Here is a 21,722-nt window from a genome sequence, read left to right on the forward strand (position 1 = left end):
ACCGGCTTGTAGACGGATACGTGGAGAAATTCTTCTTGTATGCCGCGCCACGAGGAAAACATCACATCCATGACATTGGCCTGCTGCAAAGCCGCAGCAGAGCCTAAAATAATCTGTACACTGTATACGATAGAACGGATTACTGTCAACCGGCAAGTCAGCCGGCTTCAGCGCTCCGACTCACGGCGGGCCTCCAGCGCCTCCCATTGTTCCAGTGCCTGCTGCAGGCGGCTGTCCAGCTCGGCATAGCGGCCACTGAGCTGCTCCAGCTCGGCTGCCGCCAACCCCTCGGGGGTACTCAGCTGTCCGGCAAGGCGGCTCTGTTCGTCCTCCAGCGCGGCGATTTCCTCCTCCACCTGCTGCAGCTGCTGCTGTTCGCGAAAACTCAACCCCTTGCGCTTGCGCGGTGCCACGACCGGTGCGGCCGGGGCCGCGCTGTCGGACACAAGCGGCTCTGGCGCTGCCGCGGCCGCCTGCTGCAACAGCAGATCACTGTAATTGCCGGCATAGAGCACGGCGCCACCGGCACCGTCGAGCTGCAGCACGGCCGTGGCCACCCGATCGAGCAGATAGCGATCGTGGGTCACCAGCACCACCGAACCGCTGAACGCCAGCAGCGCCTGTTCCAGCACCTGCAGGGTCGGGATATCCAGATCGTTGGTGGGCTCGTCCAGCACCAGCAGATTGGCACCCTCCAGCATCAGCCGGGCCAGCAGCAGCCGCGCCCGCTCACCGCCGGAGAGGGTTCTGACCGGCTTGCGCTGCTCTTCCGGCCGGAACAGAAAATCTTCCAGATAGCCGATCTTGTGACGCTTCTGGCCGGCGACGCTGACCCACTCGCCCTCGCCCAGCACCTGATGCAACAGCAGATCCTCGTCCAGACCGCTGCGCTGCTGGTCGATGAAGCCGACCTGACTGCGTTGACCCAGAATCACCCGGCCGCCTGCCGGCGGCTGCAGTCCCAGCAGGGTACGCAACAGGGTCGATTTGCCGCTGCCGTTGGCTCCCACAATGCCGAGGCGCTGCCCCGGTCGCAGCTGCAGATCAAGATCCGCGATCAGCAGACGTTCACCGGCGCAAACTCGCAGCTGCTCGCAGGCCAGGATGGTACCACCCAGCCGCTGCTCGGCGACAAAGGTCAGCTCCGGCGCACTGGCCTGGCGTGGTCCGCTTTTCTGTGTCCGCAACTGTTCAACCCGGTCAATGCGGGCCTTCTGCTTGGTGCTGCGGGCCTGGGCGCCGCGTTGCAGCCAGGCCTCCTCGCGCCGCAACAGATTGAGCAGGCGCTGCTGCCGCTGGCCGGCCTGTTCCAGCTCCGCCGCCTTGAGTTCGAGATACTGGCTGTAATGGCCTGGATAGCTGGTCAGAACGCCCTCATCGAGTTCGAACATGCGGCTGACCACGCGGTCGAGCACATAGCGGTCATGGGTCACCAGCAGTACCGCACCGGCATAGCGCAGCAGTTCCTCTTCCAGATAGGCGATGGTGGCGGTATCCAGATGGTTGGTCGGCTCGTCCAGCAACAGCAGATCGGGCTGCTCCAGCAGCACCCGTGCCAGCGCCACACGGCGCTGCTGACCGCCGGACAGCTGGCCGGCCGGCTGCCGCGGGTCGGCAATACCCAGCCGCGTGCAGACCTCGGTGATCCGGTGTTCCACCTGCCAGCTGTCGTGCTGGTCAAACCAACTGTGCAACTGCTGCTGTTCCTGCAGCAGGGCGGCAGCACTGCCACCACCGGCCTGGCGCAGCAACTCACCGATGGCATCGTAGCGCCGTCGGCGCTCGAACACCGGCGCCAGTGCCTGCTGCAGCAACTGTTCAACCGACAGCGCCAGGTCCAGATCGGGCAGCTGCGCCAGATAGCCCACCCGACTCTGGCGCCGCCAGCGAATTTCACCACCGTCGGCGGCGTCCTGGCCCGCCAGCAGACGCAGCAGGGTCGATTTACCACAGCCATTGCGGCCGATCAGACCGACTTTTTCACGTTCACCGATCCAGAAGCTGATCTGATTGAGCAGCATCCGGCTGCCAATATGCTTCTCCAGGCCGACCACATCCACCACATTCTGACTCACCTGTCGCCATCCTTACATTTGTGAAAGGGTTGTTGACCCGACCGCCCCGAGCAGACTACCATCGGGGTTCAAAAACGAGACCGTGTCGCCTTCTGCGCCGCAGCCCGCCAGACAGGGATTCATCGCATGCCATCCTCCGCCCGCGCCACCATCGGCCAGAAGGTCACGTCGATTGTCATGCTCACCAGCAGCCTGGTGCTGGTGCTGACCCTGGCCACCTCGGTGGTGATCCAGACCGCGACCTTCCGCGCCAGCATGACCGACAAACTGGTCACCCTGGCCGAGGTCCTCAGCGCCAACACCCGCGAGGCTCTCGCCTTCCGCCAGGGCTGGCGTGCCCAGCGCCTGATCGAAACCGTTGCGGCCGAACCCACCATCGAGGTCGCGGCCATCTTCAACGCCCAGCACCATCCGGTCGCCCAGTTTCTCAACCGCAACCAGACCAGTTTCGCCAGTGAAATGGAACGGGGCATCTTTCAGCGCCAGCAGCTGCTGCAGGCGGGCAGCACCGGACGCACGCTGAGCCTCTATCGCGGTCGCAGTCTGACCGTCTATGCCCCGGTGATCCACGAAGGCGAGCTGCTCGGCGGCATTTACCTGCAGGCCAGCCAGCTGCCTCTGCTGCGCAATCTGCTATGGGTCGCCCTGGCGGCCCTGCTGCTGCTCGGCCTGACCCTGCTGCTGGCCTACGGCCTCACCCTGCGGCTGAAACGGCTGATCACCTGGCCGCTGCACCAGTTGGTCGACCAGATGCAGCGCATCAGCAGCAACCCGGCCGCCGCGCCTGCCCAGGCAACAGTGACCGAACAGGTCACCCCCATCGGCGATGTGCGCGAGATCCGCGCGCTGCAGGAAAGCTTCGGTCAGATGCTTGACCAGATCCGCCGGCATGAAGCGGCCTTGCAGGCCCACAGCAGCAGCCTGGAGGAACAGGTGCGGCGCCGTACCCGCGATCTGCTCGAAAGCAACCGCACCCTGCAGGACACCTGCCAGCAGCTGGATCTGGCGCGCGACCAGGCGCTGCAGGCCAGCGCCGCAAAATCCCGCTTCCTGGCCAACATGAGCCACGAAATCCGTACCCCCATGATCGGAGTACTCGGCATGGCGGAACTGCTGCTGCAAGCCAGGCTGCTGCCCGCTGAACTGGAGCTGGCCCGCACCATCCACAGTTCGGGCGAAACCCTGCTGGCCCTGCTCAACGACCTGCTCGACAGCGCCAAGATTGAAGCCGGCAAGCTCGAACTCGAGCAGCAGCCATTCCGGCCTGTCGAGGTGATCGAGCAAGCCTGCGCCCTGCTGGCCGAAAGCGCCTTCGCCAAGGGACTGGAACTGACCATCCAGTGCCAGCCCGATGTACCCGTCGAACTGCGCGGTGACGGTGCCCGGCTACGGCAGATCCTGCTCAACCTGCTGTCCAACGCCATCAAGTTCACCGCCGAAGGCAGCATTCTGGTCAGCCTGAACTGTCATAAACAGCAGCCCGACCGCGCCTGGCTGCAGCTGCAGGTGCGCGACAGCGGCATCGGCCTGTCGGACAGTGCCAAGCAGACCATCTTCCAGCCCTTCACCCAGGCCGACAGCTCGACCAGTCGCCAGTACGGCGGCACCGGCCTGGGCCTGACCATCGTCAAACAGCTGTGCGAATTGATGGGCGGCAGCATCACCGTGGTGGACAACGTCCCGCGCGGCAGTCTGTTCAGCCTGCACCTGCCCTTTGACCGCACCAGCGAGCAGCGCGATCTGGCGGCCTGCTGGCGCGCCTGTCTACCACCGCTGCCCGCAGCGCGCCAGCTGATCCTGGCCAGCCCTTTCAGTGAGCTGCGGGCGGTGCTGCGACTGCATCTGGCCAGCCATTGCGAAGACAGCCACAGTGTCTGCAGCACTGCCGAGCTGTTGACATTGCTCAGTGACGGTGGCCCCGGCGACGCGTCGGGCCTGCTGCTGCTCGACAGTGCCCTGACCGACGATCTGGCCGGGCTGCTGCACCAGCTGGCTGAACAGCCGGGCCATGACCGCTGGCAGCGAATCCTGATCGTGCCGCCCCGGCAGCAACTGAGTGCCACAGGCTGTGCCGAACTGGGTATCGCCCAGCAATTGACCAAGCCCGTCGGCTGCAAGAATCTCTGCCAGTTGCTGTGCCCGGCACCGGCGTCTGCTTGTGCCTCTGCCGCGCCCGAACCGGACACCCCGATTGCGCCAGCAGCGGCTGCCAGCCAGTACCATATTTTACTGGCGGAAGACAACCCCACCAACCAGCGGCTGGTTCAGCTGATTGTCGAAGGCGCCGGCTACCGCCTCAGCATCGCCGGCAACGGGGCCGACGCCCTGGCCCTGCTCGAACGCGACCATTTCGATCTGATTCTGATGGACTGCCAGATGCCGGGCACCGACGGCTACAGCGCCACCCGCCAACTGCGCCGCCAGGGGTACCAGCTGCCGGTCATCGCCCTCACGGCCCACGCCGGTGACGAGGAGATTCTGCTCTGCCGGCAGGCCGGCATGAACGACCACCTGTGCAAACCCTTCCGTCGCCAGCAGCTGCTTGACCTGCTGATCCGGTATCTGACCGCCAGTTCCAGCGCCGGCACACGAAAGGAAGGGCCATGCTGAGCTGGCTGCCCGCTGTGATCGCCCCGCGCCGGCGGCGGCTGGCACTGCTGCTTTACGGCCTGCTGTGCGGCCTGGTACTGCTGACCCTGTGGTACCTGCAACCGGCACCGACCGGCCAGGTGCACCGCGTCAGCATCACCTCCAACGGCAGCCATCTGCACATTGACGGCCAGCAGCTTTCAGCCGACTGTCGGGCGGTTCTGGTCGAACGGCACGACAACCCGCAAGCGGTGCTGTTCAACCGCTTTTTGTGGCGCAACCTGTACGATGTCGCCACCCGCGACCAGCACGCCTTCGTCCTGTGCAACAATGTCGGCCTGGTCACCCTCGACCTGCGGCAACCGCGGCAGCCACGCATTGTCGGCGTGGCCCACAGCGAGCGGCGCCTGTGGCACATTGAACTGAGCGACAACAACGCCTACATCGCCTGTGGCAAGGATGGTCTGGTGATCTGCGACATCACCGACCCCAGCCAACCCCTGATCCGGCAGCAACACAGCCTGCCCTACCCGGTCAGCGATGTGACCATCAGTGGTGAGCAGCTGCTGCTCGCCGCCGGCAAAGAGGGCATCAAGGCCTTCGATCTCAGTGGCCGGCAACTGCTGGCAGAACAGGCCCTGGAAGGCTATATTAACGCCCTGACACAACAGGACGGCTGGCTCTATGTGGTCAGCGCCAGGGTCGGCAATCAGGGTTTGCTCCATGTGATTGACGCCCGCCATGCCGGCCAGCTGCGGCTGGCGGCCAGCGTAGCCTTCGAGGGTGTGCCCTGGGATGTGCTGGTGCACGGTGATCGCCTGTACATCGCCGCCGGTGGCGGCGGGCTGCTCAGTTTTGCCCTCGCGCGACCCGACAGTCCCCAACTTATGGGCAGCGCCGATCACAGCCTGCGCGCCATCGCGCTGCATCACCAGGGCGATCAGCTGCTGGCCAGCAGCAGCTCGGCCCAGCTGGTGGTCTACCGTCAGACCCGTGACCCGGCCCGCCCCCTGGTCGAGGAAAAACGTTTCCTCTGTGGCCGGATCAACCGCGGCATTGCCGTACATGACGGCCTGGCGCTGGTGGCTGCCAGCCAGCAGGGCCTGAGCCTGATCGATCTGGCGGCCGATCCCGGTCAGCCAGCCCCCCTCGAACTGGCCCTGCATGCCGACCACCAGACGGCCAGCTGGAGTGTCTCGCCGGCGTTCATCAGCATCCAGAACAAAACCGAGCTGGTGCTGCTCAAGCGGCAGCCGGACGGCCTGCTCCGGCCGTTCTGGCAGCAGGATTTCTCCAGACGGATCTACGACCACCAGATCAAGGACAACCTTCTGGCCATCAATCTCCGGCAGCAGGGAACCCGCCTGCTGCAGCTGCGTTCCAACCAGCCGCCCCTGCTGCTGGCCCAGTTGCCCGCCACGGAAGAACAGGGTCAGAATATCAACCGGCTTTATCTGGAACCCACGTCTCTCTCTCTTTGCGGGCCAAGTGGTCTGCACCATTTCAGCCTGGAACAGCTGCCCGCAGCGCCCGTCAAAACCTGGCAGCTGCCGGGCACGACCGAAGCGCTGGCCCGCAACGGCGATTTTCTGTTCGTTGCCCGTGGCCGCGCCGGCATCGAAATCTACCACCTTGGCCCGGGCAGTCCGCAACGTCTCGCGCACCTGACCTTTCCCGACCATTTTTTCGACAGCGCCAGCGCGCTCGATCTGCTGTGGCACGATGACGTGCTCTATGTCGCCTGCGGTATCCGCGGCCTGCTGAGCATCGATGTGCACAATCCGCGGCAGCCCCGCCTGCTCGATTCGCTGGAACTGGGGAGTTTCTGCGACCGGCTGAGCCTGGCACAGGGCCAGCTGCTCTGTCACAGCAATGGTGGCTTCTTCATGATTGACATCCACCGGCCCGAGCAGCTGTCGCGCCTGTGCCATTTCAAGGGTCTGCGCGATCTGGCCTTTGTCGATAACGCCCTGCTGCAACTGACAGCGGAGGGCATCCGCCGCACCACGGCGCCGTTGCTGCTGACCCCGCGACAGACACGGCGCCGCCAGCTGTCTTTTGAGCTGCCGCAACCGACAGCACTGCCGAACCGGCCAGCACAACCGCGCTTTTTCGACCTCTACCTGAGCCATCTGGGCGTACCCGGCAACCAGGTCGCCGAACTGACCTTCACCAGCAGCGGCCGCTGGCAGCTCGGCCAGAAGCCCCCCACCAGCTGCGATCCGACCACCCTGCCCGACAGCGAGCGCTTCTAGCAGGATGTTGAAAAAGTCCCTTCCGGGGCTTTTTCAACGACGCAAGCCGAAAATGCGATTTCCGTCTTGCTCACAAAATCAATCCATTACGAAGTAATGATTGATTTTGGTCGCCCGTCCATGGGCTCCAGCAGGCTGTTTTTCAACAGCCTGTTAGCCCACCACCCCGAGTCTTTTCGGCCAATGCTCAAAACGCCCAGTTGACCTCGACCCACAGCTGGCGACCGGGCTGATAGACCCCCGTCTGGGCGGTATAAACCTTCTTGTTGAACACATTGAACAGCTCCAGCGTCAGGGTCAGGCGCTGGTGCGCCACCAGCGGGCTGTGCCATTGCAACGCCCAGTCGAACAGGGTGGCGCTGGGCAGGGAACGCTCCTGGTAAATATCGATTTTGCTGCCGTCGGGCAGTTCGTAATTGTCTCCGGAATCGACGATGGCGTTATAGCCGCTGCGATAGCGGGTGGTATTGGTGAAACTGAAATGGGCCGGCAGCTCCACGCGGTAGATCAGATTCGCGCTCCATTCGCGGTTGTAATCGCTGCGCGGCAACCCGATGCGCTGGGTCACCTGACCGTTGTACCAGACCAGTTCTTCAAGCTCTTCGAGTCTGAGCAGATCGTCGTAGTCCTCGTTGCTGGCCTCGCTGTCCTGCCAGGTGGCGTCAAGCAGCAGATAATGCCGCGCCCACTGGCGCTGCCACGACAGCGTTACCTCCCGATGGCGACTTTCGCCGTTGTTGTTCCATTCGGAATAAATGGTATTGCTGTCATCCTTGTCCAGTTGGGTCATGCCCAGCAGATCCTCGCCGTTGCGATCGATATAGGCCAGGCACAACAGACCGCCAAGCAGCTCCTGTTCCAGCCCCAGCGTCCATTCGTCGACCCTGGGCGTCTCCAGGCTGGCCAGCCGGCTGGCGGTGACGACGCGCTCCGGCGGACTGGCGGGCCAGGGCACCGGCGTGCCGGCAGCGGTCAGCTTGGTGCTGCGATTCCAGCGGTCGTAGGGCGCGATCTCCTCGCGCAGGGCGTAGGTCAGCAGGGTTTTGCCGTAATAACGGTTGATTCCGCCACTCAGCAGGGTGCTACGGTCGCCGAACAGATCGTAGAACAGGGCCAGCCGGCCGGCATAGTCGTTGTTGCCGGTCAGATCGTTGTAGCTGTAGTTGAGCCCCGGCCGCAGCGTCCAGCGGCCCCGTTCGAGGCGATCCTCCAGATACAGCTCCAGCAGACCGATATCGGCATCGGCCTCGTCGACGGCGTAGTCCTTGCGGTAGTAGACAAACTGCTCGCCGGCCAGACATTCCACCGATGACTCGGGGCAGACCAGGCCAGTGTCGGCCCGATAGTAATAGTAGCGATGCGGCTCTGTCCGTTCGTAGCTGGCCTGGGCCTGTTCCAGTCGCAGGCCGGTGCTGAAATGGTGAGCGAAACCGGCAAACTGCCAGGGCACGAACTGACTGTGCAACGCCAGGCTCAGGCTGTCCTGCAACTGCTCGATATCGCCATAGCCGCCCTCTTTGCTGATCTTGCCGCCCACCAGCGTGCCCCAGTCCTTCGACGGCGTCAGCGCCCAGGCGTAGAAATCGGCCGGTGCCCGACGGCTGTTCTCACTGCGCTTGAAGCCCAGTTGCACCTCGACCTCGGCCAGCCGCAGGCGCTGTTTGAGACGGGCATTCAAGGCCAGGCCGCCACCCTCGATATCAAAACCGCTGTTCCGCGTGTCCTTGAGAAAATAATGGCCCTGGTACGGCGTCCACAGACCGGTCAGACTCAGCTCCGTGCCCTCGTGCGGCTGCAGGCGATATTTGACGAACAGGTTTTCCTGACGGCGGTACTGGTTCTGTGTTTCCTCAAGTAAATACAGTGGGATGCGCGAGTACTGCTGACCATAGGACAGCAGCACGCCGCTGCGTGGCCCCAGGGGCAGATCAAGCAGCAAGCGGGCGTTGTGGCGGGTAAAATCCGGCTGCTGGTCGGCGCTGGTCGAATGTTCGAAATCCTCGCGCTCAGCGGCCTCGACATGGAACTCGGTCCAACTCGACCGGGTGGTGCGGTAGTTGAGTTCAGCGGCGAAAACCTGGCCCGGATCACGCGTCTCGACCTCGACCACGCCGCCGGTAAAACCGCTGTAACGCGCCGGCACATTGCTGCGGTACAGGGTCAGATTGCCGAGCAGGGCGCGGTCAAGAAACAGCTCCTGCGAATGACCGGGCACGGCGCTTTCATCATCGACCGCGCCAGCCAGTGGATCGAGCAGGCTGTCGTTGCCCAGCCCATCGATCAGAAAACGGTTGTCGTACACCCGCCCACCACTGATCGAAATCTCCGGCGGCAGAATCTCGCCGCCATTGTTGGCGGTATAGGCGTCCTCCGCCAGCTGCACACCGGGCAGCAGCCGCAGCAGGGCCGTGATGCTCTGGTCGGGCGCCGGCAGCAGCGCCAGCTCCTCCGCTGTCAGGGCCGTGGTGCCGGCGCTGCGCTGCTCCGGCCGATCCCGTACCAGCATCTCTTGCAGAATCTGATCGGCGGAGGCACCAGCAGCCGTTGCCAGCAGCAGGGTCGTCAACAACAGACACAGGATCGCAGGCATGGCCACACCTCCTTACACGGTAAAAAAACACGGTTAAATCGCTGGTCGTCTGGCGCGATTTCCCCTACAATCGCCTGCCAACCCCGCCGGCGTTGCCGTACAGCGCAGCACCGGCCAGACCACCCTTCCCGCCCCAGGAGTGCCGCCATGAATGATCTCGACACCCTTGTCGCCGGTTTCCGCCGCTTCCAGGAAAACTATTTCACTGAAGACACCGCCCTGTTCGACCGTCTCAAACAGGGGCAGGAACCCCGCACCCTGGTCATCTGCTGCAGCGACTCACGGGTCGACCCCTGCCTGTTGACCGACGCGGCGCCGGGCGATCTGTTCGTGGTACGCAACGTGGCCGGTCTGGTGCCGCCGTACGAGCCCGACTGCCATTACCACGGGGTTTCCGCCGCGCTGGAATACGCCGTCAAGGTGCTGGAGGTGCAGCATGTCCTGCTCATCGGTCACAGCCAGTGCGGCGGCATCAACGGCCTGATGAACCAGCGCGCCGGTCAGGCCGACAACGAATTCATCAACCGCTGGGTGCAGATCGCCCAGCCAGCCCGCGAGGCGGTGGAACAGGCTCTGGCCGACAAGCCGCAGCAGCTGCGGGAACGAGCCTGCGAGCAAGCGGCCCTGCTGTTGTCGCTGGAGAACCTGCTGACCTTTCCCTGGGTGCTGCAGCGGGTGCAGCAGCGCCAGCTGGCACTGCATGCCTGGTATGTCGATATCCAGTCGGGTGCCCTGCTGCACTACAACGCCCGTCGCGGCCAGTTTGAAACCCTGGTGCAGCAGCCAGCCCTCTGAAGAAGACCGCCCCTCAGCCGCGCGCCGACGCCGGCAGGCGGATAAACTGCACCGCCAGCAACGACAGCGCACTGAGCAGCGCGCCGGCAACAAAGGGAATGCGGTAATCCACCATCCACAGCAGGCCGCCAATCAGCGGCAGCACCACGGCGGCCACATGATTGATGGTAAAGGCCACCGCCATGCTCGGCGCAATATCGCGCGGATCGGCCACTTTCTGAAAATAGGTGCCGATGGCCATGGCAAAGTTGTAGAAGATATGGTCAAGAATGTACAGTGCCATCACCAGCGGTAAGGATCGGCTGGTGGCGTAACCAAGAAACACCCCGATCAGACTGGCGTATTCCAGACTGAGCATGGCCCGTTCGCCAAAGCGCGCCACCGCCCGCCCGATCAGGGGGCTGAGGAAATAGTTGATCAGGTTGTTGACAACGAACAGGGCGGCGATCTGCGGCAGGCTGCAGTGAAACTCCTGCACCAGCAGAAAAACCGAGAAGGCGATAAAGATCTGGCGGCGGGCGCCAGCCAGAAAGGTAAGCACGTAGAACAGCAGGTAACGACGCCGCACCACCATGTGGCGATGCTGCGGCACCACGGCCGCGCTGGTCGGATTCTGCCGCAGGCCCCAGGCGGCCAGCACCAGCACGAACAGGCCGATCAGGGCAAAGATGGCGGAATAATCGCAGACAAGCGCCAGGCCGAACACCAGCACGCCGACCAGGATATTAACCGCCGCGGTCAGGCTGCGCAGCCGCCCCAGCACCAGCGGCGCCTGGCCAACCGGGAAATACTGCAGCGTCAATGACTGGTTGGTGGTCTCGAAATAATGAAAACCAAAACTGATCACCAGCGTCGACAGAATCAAACCAGCGTAGCTGGGCAGAAAACCGGTCAGCACGCTGCCCAGCCCCACCAGCACCACCGACAGACTGGCCAGCCGATGTTCGGCGGTCAACCGCAGCAGAAACACCACCAGCAGCGCCAGCAGACCGGGGACCTCCCGCACCGAGCCCAGCACGCCGATCTGCTGGCCGTTGAGTCCGGCCACCTCGACGGCAAAATTATTGAACAGGATCATCCAGCTTTGCAGGCCGGTGGCCGCCGCGATGGTCAGCAGCGCCAGAAAGCGCAACATGGCCGGCTGTTCCACCGCCAGCGTCTGCCGGGTCACAGTCCCTCCCCTGGCCGGATCGGCACCAGTTCAAAATGCAGCGGCAACCCATGCCAGGGCCGCAGCAACCGACCGGCGACAGGCCGGCCGGCAGCATCCAGACGCAGTTCCAGAGCGTCGCAACCCAGCGTCAGAGGTGGCCGTTCGAAGCGCAACTGCAGCGGCGCGGCCGGCGTCGGCCGCGCCAGCTGCACCGCGATGGTGCCCGCCGGATCGACCAGCCGCGTCCGCAGGGGGGCAACGCCCGGCGGCGGACCATGCCAGACCAGCCAGGCCAGCAGACTGAGCAGATCGGTCTGCGTTGCGGCATCAGCGGGCAGCTGGCGCTGCTCCACCACCACACCCTGCCACTGGCGCTGGGCCAGCAACCGCGCCCCATCGTCGGTCCGCTGCCATAGCCAGCCATAACGCAGCAGACGCCCTTTGCGCCAGAGTTCCACCTGCTGATAATGAGCCAGACCGCGCGGTGCGTCCCCATCACGCCAGCGCAGCCAGCTGATATAATGCTGGCGCCTCTGCCCACTGAGCCAGCCGGCCAGCCCGACAAAGCGCAGCTGCGCCTCGGCCCGCACCTGTCCGGCAGCGACCTCTTCCAGCCGCAGCTGCAACAGACCACAGCGACCGGGCCAGACACTGGTGGTGAGGGCATAGTGCTGTTGCCAGGGCAGCCCCGGCAACGGCTGGGCCTGCACCAGAGCCGGCACCAGCCACAACATCAGCCCGATCAACCTACGCATCGCAGCTTGCCCCCACAGCCTGCCGGCACGGCCCAGAGCGCCCCTTGGCGGGCACGGATCGTCCGGCGCCATCACGCACCGCAAGTGGTCATCCCCGCAGCCGACAGCCGCAACAACGCCGACCGGGCCGGAACCCCACTGGCCCCGGCGCCAGCTGGACGATACGCACAAGCACTCGAAAAGGCAAGAAAAAGCAAAGCTGCGACTTGACGCGCCGGTCACCTCGGCCTATAGTCCTTCCGATCCATATCCATATATTGCGTTTTGTTCTACCTGATGTGACGAACGGTCATTCTTTCCGGCTGCCGGCGCAGCCCCGAACCACCGAGGCGAGGTTGAAATGGACGAGATTCCCTTCGACAAGAACGAAAGCTATGCCCGCGAGGCCGAAATCCTCAAGGTTCTGGGCCATCCGATCCGGCTGAAGATTGTTGCCGGCCTGATTTCACAGACCTGCAATGTCAAAAAGATCTGGGAATGTCTGCAGTTGCCCCAGGCCACGGTGTCGCAGCATCTGGCGCTGCTGAAGAACAAAGGCATCATCGAGGGCCGGCGGGACGGTGTGGAGGTGTTCTACCATGTGATTTCCGACGAGGCTCGTCGCGTGGTACTGGCCCTGTTCCGCACCTCGCCCTGTGGCACCCCCTACGCCGATCGGCCAGCGCCGGCCGACCCGGCCTGAGTCCCGGCAGCTGACAGACTCTGGCCAGACCAGGCCGGCAGCGGGCGCGGCAGGATACGCAGGCTGTCGGCCTCAGCCAGGATCTCAACCTCGACACCATAGGCCCGCCGGATATTCTCCGCCGTCAGCACCTGCCGCGGTTCGCCCAGGGCCAACACCTGGCCGGCGGCCGACAGCAGCAGCACTCGACGCGACAACTGGGCGGCGGCATTCAGATCGTGGGACACCTGGATGATGGTCTTGCCCTCGCCGTAACAGAGCTGCTGCAGCAGCAGGGCCACCCGGTCGCGGTGGCCCATGTCCAACTGACTGGTGGCCTCGTCGAGCAACAGCACCGGCGTCTGCTGCACCAGCGCCCGCGCCAGCAGCACGCGCTGCAATTCACCACCGCTCAGCCGAGCGCAGGTGCGCCCCGCCAGATGACCCACATCACAGCGCTGCAGCGCCTCATCCACCAGCAGCCAGTCACGCCGGCCCGGCGCCGCCAGCGCCCGCCGGCGGGCGTACAGCCCCATGGCCACCAGCTCCCGCACCGGAAAGCCGAAGGGCTGTTCCAGCTGCTGCGGCACCACCGCCACCAGTTGCGCCATGCGCAGCCGGCTCAAGCGATGGGCTTCCCCCTCGGGCCAGAGCACCTGACCCTGTTGCGGCTGCAGCCGGCCGCGCAACAGACGCAGCAGGGTGGATTTGCCACTGCCGTTGGGGCCCATCACCGTCAGCAGATCGCCGGCGGGAATCGCCAGATCGAGCTGGCGCAGCAACGGCCGGCCATTGTAGGAAAACCCCAGCGCTTGCAGCCGGATCATGCCTGCCCCCGCCAGCGCAACAGATAAAGAAACAGCGGCGCGCCGATCAGGGCGGTAAACACCCCCACCGGCACCTCGGCCGGCGCCAGCAGACTGCGAGCCACGGCATCGGCCAGAATCAGAAAAGCCGCCCCCAGCAGTGCCGCCGCCGGCAGCAAACGGCGGTGCGCCGGCCCCCACAGCAGCCGGGCGGCATGGGGCACCACCAGACCGACAAAACCGACCAGCCCGGCCAACGCTACCGCCGTGGCCACCAGCAGACCGGCGGCGCAGAACAGCTGCAACCGCGCCCGACCGACATCCACCCCCAGATCGGCCGCCACATCCTCCCCCTGCGTGAACAGATCAAGCAACGGCGCCTGCCGCCACAGAAACAGGCCACAGAGCGCACAGCCCGCCGCCGCCCACGACAGCCAGCCCGGCGGTGCATGGGCCAGATTGCCGGCCAGCCAGAACACGGCGCTGCGCAGGGGATCGGCCGGTATCAGCCACAGCAGAAACAGCAGCACCGCCGTGGCCAGACTGCCAACCATGACCCCAGCCAAAATCAGGGTTGGGCCGGAGGCCTGCTGTGCCTGCGCCACCAGATAAACCAGCGCCAGCGCCGCCAGTGCACCGACAAAGGCGGCCAGCGGCAAGGCGGCGAAAAACCGCAGTTTCAACACCAGCGCCAGCACCGCCCCCAGGGCCGCGCCGCCGGAAATCCCCAGCAAATAGGGATCAGCCAGCGGATTGCGCAGCACCGCCTGAAACACGCTGCCCGACAGCGCCAGCGAAGCCCCCACCAGCCCGGCCAGCAGCAGCCGCGGCAGACGCACCTGCCACAGCACCACCTGTTCCACCGCCGTACCCTCGGGCGCCAGCAACAGCCGCAGCACCTGGGCCGGCGACAGATCAAGGGTGCCGCTGACAAGCGAAAACAAGGCCGCCAGCAGCAGACACAGCAAACACAGGGGCAACCAGGCCCGCACCAGAGAACGCCTCATGGCTGCACCTGCGCCGCCTGACGCACCACCGCCGCCAGTGCCTGCAGGCCCTCGATCAGGCGAGGACCGGGGCGCTGCAGCCAGTCGGCTTCCAGCTGCACCAGCCGACCCTGGCGCACGGCCTGCAATAGCGGCCAGCGTTCAAAAAAGGTTTCCGGCCGGGGCTGGCCCGGATGCGCCGACACCAGAATCAGCTGCGGATCGGCCTGCAGCAGGGTTTCCACATTCCACTGGGGAAAGCGCTGGCCCGGCGCCACATTGCGCCCGCCACACAGCCGCAGCATCTCGCCCATCAGGGTTTCATCCCCCGCCACAATCAGCGGTTCCACCATGACACAGAGCAGCACCCTCGGCCCCTGGGCCGGCGCCTGCCGCGCCACCTGTTGCCGCACGGCGGCAAAACGGCGACCCAGCTCGGCAGCGGCCGCCTCGCGGCCACAAAGGCGGCCCAGCTGCTCGAACTGACGCGCCACGCCATCAAGGGAACGCGGATAGACAATATAAACCGGCAGCCGCAGCGCCTCGAACCGCGCCAGCGCCGCCGGATTGGACATATCGGCCGACAGAATGACCAGATCGGGCCGCCGCAGCAACACCGCTTCGAGATTGGGATTGTCATAGGCCCCCACCGACGGCAGCTGCAGTGCCGCCGGCGGATAGGTACAGAAATCCGTCCGCCCCACCAGTTGCCCGCCCGCCCCCAGCGCAAACAGGGTCTCGGTGACACTGGGCACCAGCGACAGGATGCGGCAGGCCGGCCCGGCCAGCTCGACCCGGCGACCCAGATCATCCACCAGCGTCAGAGGCGCCGCCGCCACGGCAGCCGGCAGCCACCACAGCGCCAGCAGCCACCACAGCAGGAAAGGGCGTGACAGACAGGGCATGGATTCCTTTCCACGGTAACGGAGCGAAGCCGCTGAAAAAAACGGAGACAGGCTCACCAGACCTGTCTCCGCCGCGCAATGCCGCAGGCTGGCAGGCGGTTGAAAACCAGCCTGCTGGAGCCCCTGAATGGGCGACCAAAATCAATCCTTGCTCCGTAATGGATCGATTTTGTGCTGCTAGAAACGCAGCCGCGCACCGCCATAGAACGACTGGCCGGGCGTGGCGTAGCTCCAGGCCTCTTCGTAATCTTCATCGAACAGGTTGTCGACGCGGCCATAGAGTTCAACAACCTCGGTCAGCTGATAGCTGGCCGCCAGATTCACCAGCACATAATCATCCAGCGTCGTGACCGGCTGGCCGTTGACATCGCGGGCGCTACCAATGGCATCGCGCTCGTCATACCAGTAGCCATCAAGCTGCAGACACAGGGCTGTCAGCGGCTGATACCGCAGGCCGGCGTGGACCTGCTGCAGCGGCCGCCGCACCAGCCGGCGACCGTCGGGGTCGCGCGTGTCGGTGTAGCTGTAATCCAGCACCAGCTGCCACAGGGCCGACGGCCGGTAGCGCAGGCCCAGCTCAACCCCCTCGCTTTCGCTTTCACCGGCAAGCTGGTTATAGCCGCCCGGCCAGGGATTGCCGGCGATGACGCGGCTGTAATCCCAGTCAATCCGATCCTTGAACCGCAGGCGGAACCAACTGGCCGACAGCTGCAGGCGCTCGTCAAACAGCAGCTGGTCGATCCCCAGTTCCAGGCCACGGCTCTTTTCCGGGTCAAGGTCGCGATTGCCATACTCGGAATACAGCTCGTAGAGCGAAGGCGCGCGCAAACCGACGGCGTAGCTGGCCCGCAGGGTGGTGCCGGTCGCGGCAATGCGGTAAGCCGGCGCCAGCCGCCAGCTGTACTTGCTGCCGAACCGGTCATGGTCATCAAGCCGCACACCGCTGACCAGATCGACACCGTGCCACAGCCACTGGTGCTGCAGCCAGGCACTCAGGGTGGTGGCGTCCTCCTTGCTCTGGGCCGAACTGTCGGCCGTTTCGGTCTGGTGGCCGATGCCGCCGGTCAGGCTGTGGCCGCCACCCAGCTGGTACTGGCCCTGCCAGCGCCACTCGCGGGTCTCGCCCAGATAATCGTAAAACGGCTGACCGTCGTTGTCGTAGGCATCACGCTGCTGGCGCGCCTGGCTGAAATCGACATCCGACAGCAGGCGCCCCGCCAGCAGCACGCTGTGCAGATTGACGCGGCCGAACAGGCGCTCGGTGTCAATGCGGCTGTGGGTGCGGCCGGTCGGATCGGGCTGATACTGCCAGGTGGTCCAGTCCAGCGCGAAACGGTCGCCGGCGTAGCCGGCTCCCCAGTCATCCAGATCCATCTGGGCATCACTGTAGTGCACCAGCGCCGTCAGCGCGGTGGACGAACACAGCTGGGCATTGACCTTGCCGCTGAAGCTGGTGTTGCGCCAGCCATCGTCCTCGCTGGTGTTGCCCCCCTGGGCGATGGCGTTGTTATCGGCGTTGGCCAGGGAATAGCCCTCGCTGTCCAGATGCGACAGGGCCAGGGAATAGCCCAACGGCCCGACCGTGCCGCGCACATCGCCCGCCACCTTGCGGCTGTGATAGCTGCCCGCCTCGGCGCTGAGACTGCCCTGGGTCTGGTCTGTGGCCTGGCGGGTGATGATATTGATGACCCCGGCGCTGGCGTTGCTGCCATACAGCACGCTCATGGGGCCCTTGACCACCTCGATGCGCTCGATGTTGTCAAGACTCAGGTTGGCCAGATCGGCGCCGCGGTTGGTGTCCGTCGGGTCGTTGACCGCCACGCCATCCAGCAGCACCAGAGTATTCTTCGAATCAGCGCCACGCAAAAACACCTTGGTGGTCGTGCCCAGCCCGCCCAGCGGCGAGAGATTGACCCCCGGCACCAGCCGCAGGGCCTCGGCCACCGTCTGCACCTGACTGGCGGCGATATCCGCCGCGTTGATCACCGCCACCGACGCGCCGCCAACCTGCTGCACCGCGCTGCTGCTGCGCGTTGCCGTCACCACCAGATCCTCAAGGGTCTGCTCCGCCGCAGCCGTGCCGGCCGCCGCGCCACCTGCCAGACCCACCAGCAGCGCCAACGGCGCCGCCTTGCTCCACAACCTCATGTTCCGCCTCCAGAACGCCTGCGTCCGGGGCGCAAAAAACCCCGAACCGATAGTGAAAAATCGATTCGGGGTTGTCCCATTCTGCCCACAAATCGCCGTCCGTCTTCGCCACGAAGACCAACTAACAAGGGTTCAGGCAGGTCTTCTGACTCCCGGCTCAGCCGTCCGCCGCGCCTTCCCGGCAAAAGCCAGTGGCCTGAAGCAGCGTTCGTCCCCGGTTACAGCGGCGGGCCCGTTCCTGATTTGCACAGGATTCCCGTTTTAAGCTCGCAGGCGAGCACCTGAAACCATCTGGCGCGCACCATAGAAAGTCGGCCCGCGGCTGTCAAGGCCAAAGACCGGACAAGCCGTGCAACCGCGTTTTTTGCGTTGTATCGCCGCCAACCTTCGGCTAGGGTAGATGCCATGCTGCTTTGACCAGAGGGTCAAAACATTTCACCCCGTGATCCCCCTCCTTCACGGGGTCTTTTTATTCCATCAGACCGGCGGCGCCAGCACCTTCAGCAGATGCGGCAGCAGCTGCTTCTTGCGCGACAGCACCCCTTTCAACTCATACAGCCCATCCTCCAGTTGGGGATAGCCCATCGCAAAAGGCAGCGTGCTGTCGTGCGACACCAGCAGCAGACTGTCGCCAGCCACAATATCCGTCACCAGCAATCCGGTCAGGGCCAGATCCCGCTGCTGCCGCAGCCGTTCCAGCTGCGCCGCCAGCTCGCCCTTGAGACTGTGAAATTCGTGAAAGCCGACCACCTCCACCTGACCGATGCCGAAACGGCCGCCGCCAGCCTCGAACTGTTTGAAATCCGACAGCACCACCTGCTCCAGGCTGCTGTAGGCACTCATGGCGCTGGTAGCACTGAAGATACGCTGACCGAACTCCTGCGGATCGAGCCCGCTGCAGCGCCCCAGCCAGTCGGCCATGTCGCGGTCGATGGCCGTCGCCGTCGGTGACTTCAGCAGCACCGTATCCGACAGCAGCCCCGCCAGCATCAGCCCGGCAATGGCCGGCTCCGGCGTCAGAGCAGCCTGCTGGTACAGCGTCGCCACCAGGGTACAGGTACTGCCAAGCGGCTGATTGATGAAACGGATGGGTTTTTCCGTCTGCAGACTGCCCAGCCGGTGATGGTCGATGATTTCGAGAATCTCCACCTTGTCCGCCCCCGCCACCGCCTGACCCAGCTCATTGTGATCCACCAAAATCAGCTTACGGCGCGATGGCTGCAGCAGATTGCTCTTGGTCACCACCGCCAGCAGACTGCCATCATCATTGAGCACCGCCGCCCCCGGCACATCGCTGTGCAGCAGCGCCGCGCGCAGCTGCTCAATGCGGTCCTGCGGCCGCAGACTGGCAAACTCCGTCTGCGCCAGCGCCCCCACCGGCGTCGCCAGCCGGGTCAGCCAGGTACTGGTGGCCGTATCGAAGGCCGTCGACAGCACCGTCACCTGCTGGCGCCGCGCCAGCTCCAGAATCTCCTCCGGCACCGGCAGCGACCCCACCACCACCAGCACCCGCACGCCGTTTTCCACCGCCACCCGCAGAATCTCGCTGCGGTCGGCGGCAATCAACACCATGCGCCGCATGTCCTGATTGTGCATCTTGTCGGCAAAGGTCGGCGCCGACATGGCCGCCACATACAGGTTCAGATCCTCCAGCCGGTCGGCATCCACCGCATGCAGCGCCGTCGCCTTCAGACAGCGGCAGATCGACGCCGGCGAAGCGTACACCCGGCGCAGTTCCCTCTCCTGGCTCGGCACCAGAAAACGTTCCGACACCTTCTTCAGATACAGCATGCCCAGCGGCCGCTGGCGCTCGTCCACCACCGGCAGCAGCCGGATATTGTGCAGATGAAACAGCTCCAGCGCCCGTGACAAAGGCGCATCGGCGGCAATACTCACCGGCGGCTGATCCGACAGCACATCGCGGATACGCGGCACCACATCGGCCAACAGCTGCGGTTGCGGCACCGCCAGCTCCTGCAGAATGAACTCCGTCTGACGGTTGAGATTACCGGCCCGCGCCGGTCGCACCGACTCCAGCCCCTGCAGCTGCCGCAACCGGGCATAGGCAATGGCACTGCAGATGGAATCGGTATCGGGATTCACATGACCAATGACAAAGATTTCCTCCTGCGCCATCCAACTCCTCCTGTGGGGTCAAAAGCAGAACCTTCGCGGCCCAGGCCGCCATGCGCCGCCCATGGTAACCGCAGACGGCCCAAAAAGCCACGGCGAGTGCAAGCGCAGGCCAGTGATTTCCTCCTATGTGGCCGGGCGAACGCTGCTGCCGAAAAGACGCACGTAACAAACGATTCATTGACAATAGGCCGGCTCTGTACGATAAGCGTAAGGATAACCTTTCATCACCTAACGAGCCTGATCTAATAATTTCAGCTGCGGATTTGGACAGAACCTTGGCAAATTAAACAAGGGTGGCAAGGGTGTCAGCAGCCCTTTGGATGGACTTTGACCCGGTATAGGCAGATCTGTCTATCCCGGTGATGGTAATGAATATGGCGATCGTAACATGTTAGAATATATGACGAAGATGGATTTGTTGGCATTTTGATGGGAAATCATAGACAGCTTGGGCTTTCTGTGTTTTCTGTTTTATACAGAACTGTCTATTTATTGTTAGCTTTCGGACCTCCCATGAGCATATTCTCCGACATAAAGGCATTTGATTCGAAGGGCCTTCTCTCGCTGGCAGCAGCATGCTTGGGGCTTGTTGTACCTGGCTTCCTCACGCTTTACGTATTTGATAGGCAGGTCTTTCTCGAAGCGGACGTTGTTAAGCTGGTTATCCTATCAGCGTCAATCGCATCTCCGTCGTTCGTAGCACTATTCGCTACGACATTAATTGGAGAGCGCGTTTTCACTCAGTTGCATCCTCAAACGGCAGGCCGCTTCGGCGGATTCAAAGAATGGCTCGTTACGCATTCGTTCTCAAATTCAACCATATTCTTCACAGCTTTCCTGATTTATTTCGTAGCCCAGCTCTCGTTCCGGGGTTTCGTTGGCTGGATAATAGGTCTTCTGTTGGTATATGTGGGCTTCGAGTTTTATCGCCTTGTCCTTCTTGCCAAGGGACAAGCAAAGCCTCACTTTGAAGATCCAAGCGATGAGAGCTAACCAAGGGCTCCAGCGGATTTGCTCCACGCTGCGCGCTCCGCAAACGCGCTGAGCCCAAACGTTGGGCGTCAAGGAGAAAGCTGTGCCAATAACTGAGGAACAGATGAACGCGATTGACGAATTTTTCGCAGCTGCGGAACGCCTTAAAGCGCTTGGGATTATTCGCTCGGACCGTTATCTCGGAGACATCGCAGAATTTATTGCCAAGACTCAACTTGGAATGACCATGGCAGCAAGCTGCCGAGAACCCGGCCATGATGGGCATATTGATGGCAAAAGAGTTCAAGTCAAATTCAATGGTGGCACGAGTATCACGATAGACGTTGGCAATCCGGCCACTTACGACGAGTTAATTGTGATCCTCGGTCCCAATAGCGTAATGCGAGCCCCCGACTTACCCGAACCCTATGTGATTTATCAAATTCCGAGCGAAATCGTCAAACAAAAGTCCCCGCATAGGGACGGTAAGCTCCGCTTGGCTAAGGGCGATCTGCCCGCCCAATGTCGTGTTCAGCCATCGGCATGACGCCCAACAAATCATTCCACCGGACCTGCGCGAAAAGCCTCGCAGTCCGGTGAATTCAGACGTTATGTATCAAAGGAGAAAATATGAAATTTGAAGGCCCACCAGAGGATCTGGAGACAATAATTTCCGCTATCGGAAGAAAAATTGGAGCGGCGCCGGTTTTCTTGGACACTGATTTGGGGTAATGTCCCCGTGTCCAAGGAGATTAACAATGACCAAACAGAACCAGAACGAAACCGTCACAGGACCGTTGGCCGAGGGGCAGCGCTGGAGTGCCGCCCGCAAGCGTGAAGTGGTCCTACGTCTGCTGCGGGGCGAATCCGTTGATGCGCTATCCCGCGAACTGAGC

At 63.6% G+C, this 21,722-nt stretch carries 15 protein-coding genes, 1 pseudogene and 1 riboswitch; of the genes and pseudogenes, 7 read left to right on the plus strand and 9 right to left on the minus strand.

All coding sequences use genetic code 11. The features are described from left to right. Positions 1-167 precede the first annotated feature (167 nt). Entirely contained in the window at positions 168-2,075 is a 1,908-nt protein-coding gene (locus BLR80_RS11635) for an ABC-F family ATP-binding cassette domain-containing protein (RefSeq protein ID WP_245691518.1), read from the minus strand. 126 nt (positions 2,076-2,201) lie between these two features. Here BLR80_RS11635 and BLR80_RS11640 point away from each other — a divergent pair, with 126 nt between their 5' ends. Together BLR80_RS11640 and BLR80_RS11645 are read left to right on the plus strand one after the other, a co-directional pair. After that, positions 2,202-4,685: a hybrid sensor histidine kinase/response regulator gene (locus BLR80_RS11640; protein ID WP_092080384.1), complete on the plus strand. Its 2,484-nt coding sequence runs from the start codon at positions 2,202-2,204 to the stop codon at positions 4,683-4,685. Continuing rightward, complete coding sequence (locus BLR80_RS11645; RefSeq protein WP_092080387.1) at positions 4,679-6,919, plus strand: LVIVD repeat-containing protein; 2,241 nt, start codon at positions 4,679-4,681, stop codon at positions 6,917-6,919. The genes BLR80_RS11640 and BLR80_RS11645 overlap by 7 nt, the downstream gene beginning before the upstream one ends. A 187-nt stretch (positions 6,920-7,106) precedes the next feature. Here BLR80_RS11645 and BLR80_RS11650 read toward each other — a convergent pair whose 3' ends face one another. Beyond that, positions 7,107-9,509, minus strand: coding sequence for a TonB-dependent receptor (locus BLR80_RS11650; RefSeq protein WP_092080391.1), 2,403 nt, complete (start codon positions 9,507-9,509; stop codon positions 7,107-7,109). A 147-nt stretch (positions 9,510-9,656) separates the two neighbouring features. Here BLR80_RS11650 and BLR80_RS11655 point away from each other — a divergent pair, with 147 nt between their 5' ends. Further along, positions 9,657-10,304, plus strand: a complete 648-nt coding sequence (locus BLR80_RS11655) for a carbonic anhydrase (protein WP_092080394.1) — start codon at positions 9,657-9,659, stop codon at positions 10,302-10,304. Positions 10,305-10,317: 13 nt separating this feature from the next. Here the strand turns inward: BLR80_RS11655 and BLR80_RS11660 are convergent, their stop codons facing one another. Beyond that, positions 10,318-11,475 (minus strand): MFS transporter, encoded by a 1,158-nt coding sequence (locus BLR80_RS11660; RefSeq protein WP_245691519.1) that lies wholly within the window; start codon positions 11,473-11,475, stop codon positions 10,318-10,320. After that, the gene (locus BLR80_RS11665) at positions 11,472-12,212 is read right to left on the minus strand and encodes a hypothetical protein (RefSeq protein ID WP_143012160.1); all 741 of its coding nucleotides are present in this window, start codon (positions 12,210-12,212) and stop codon (positions 11,472-11,474) included. Before BLR80_RS11665 ends, BLR80_RS11660 begins: the two co-directional genes overlap by 4 nt. 349 nt (positions 12,213-12,561) lie before the next feature. On the opposite strand from BLR80_RS11665, the gene BLR80_RS11670 reads away from it, so the two are divergent. Beyond that, complete coding sequence (locus BLR80_RS11670; protein WP_092080428.1) at positions 12,562-12,894, plus strand: ArsR/SmtB family transcription factor; 333 nt, start codon at positions 12,562-12,564, stop codon at positions 12,892-12,894. Here the strand turns inward: BLR80_RS11670 and BLR80_RS11675 are convergent. From BLR80_RS11675 to BLR80_RS11695, 5 genes are all read right to left on the minus strand, one after another. Next, positions 12,858-13,700: an ABC transporter ATP-binding protein gene (locus tag BLR80_RS11675; protein ID WP_092080400.1), complete on the minus strand. Its 843-nt coding sequence runs from the start codon at positions 13,698-13,700 to the stop codon at positions 12,858-12,860. The genes BLR80_RS11670 and BLR80_RS11675 overlap by 37 nt on opposite strands. Continuing rightward, positions 13,697-14,686, minus strand: coding sequence for a FecCD family ABC transporter permease (locus BLR80_RS11680; RefSeq protein ID WP_092080403.1), 990 nt, complete (start codon positions 14,684-14,686; stop codon positions 13,697-13,699). The genes BLR80_RS11675 and BLR80_RS11680 overlap by 4 nt, the downstream gene beginning before the upstream one ends. Then, a complete protein-coding gene (locus tag BLR80_RS11685) occupies positions 14,683-15,570 on the minus strand; it encodes an ABC transporter substrate-binding protein (RefSeq protein ID WP_092080406.1) in 888 nt (295 codons plus the stop codon). Before BLR80_RS11685 ends, BLR80_RS11680 begins: the two co-directional genes overlap by 4 nt. A 177-nt stretch (positions 15,571-15,747) precedes the next feature. Beyond that, positions 15,748-17,718, minus strand: a complete 1,971-nt coding sequence (locus tag BLR80_RS11690; RefSeq protein WP_092080409.1) for a TonB-dependent receptor plug domain-containing protein — start codon at positions 17,716-17,718, stop codon at positions 15,748-15,750. Positions 17,719-17,836: 118 nt separating this feature from the next. After that, positions 17,837-18,018: riboswitch (cobalamin riboswitch) on the minus strand. A gap of 177 nt (positions 18,019-18,195) precedes the next feature. Then, a complete protein-coding gene (locus tag BLR80_RS11695; protein WP_092080412.1) occupies positions 18,196-19,854 on the minus strand; it encodes a putative manganese-dependent inorganic diphosphatase in 1,659 nt (552 codons plus the stop codon). A 513-nt stretch (positions 19,855-20,367) separates the two neighbouring features. On the opposite strand from BLR80_RS11695, the gene BLR80_RS11700 reads away from it, so the two are divergent. The 3 genes and pseudogenes from BLR80_RS11700 to BLR80_RS13480 form a co-directional block, all read left to right on the plus strand. Continuing rightward, positions 20,368-20,847: a hypothetical protein gene (locus BLR80_RS11700; RefSeq protein ID WP_092080415.1), complete on the plus strand. Its 480-nt coding sequence runs from the start codon at positions 20,368-20,370 to the stop codon at positions 20,845-20,847. Between the two features lie 103 nt (positions 20,848-20,950). Further along, a complete protein-coding gene (locus tag BLR80_RS11705; RefSeq protein WP_143012161.1) occupies positions 20,951-21,373 on the plus strand; it encodes a DUF6998 domain-containing protein in 423 nt (140 codons plus the stop codon). Between the two features lie 256 nt (positions 21,374-21,629). Next, positions 21,630-21,722: pseudogene (locus tag BLR80_RS13480) on the plus strand (IS3 family transposase); the annotation flags it as partial.

Source organism: Desulfuromonas thiophila (assembly GCF_900101955.1).
GTDB lineage: Bacteria > Desulfobacterota > Desulfuromonadia > Desulfuromonadales > Desulfuromonadaceae > Pseudodesulfuromonas > Pseudodesulfuromonas thiophila.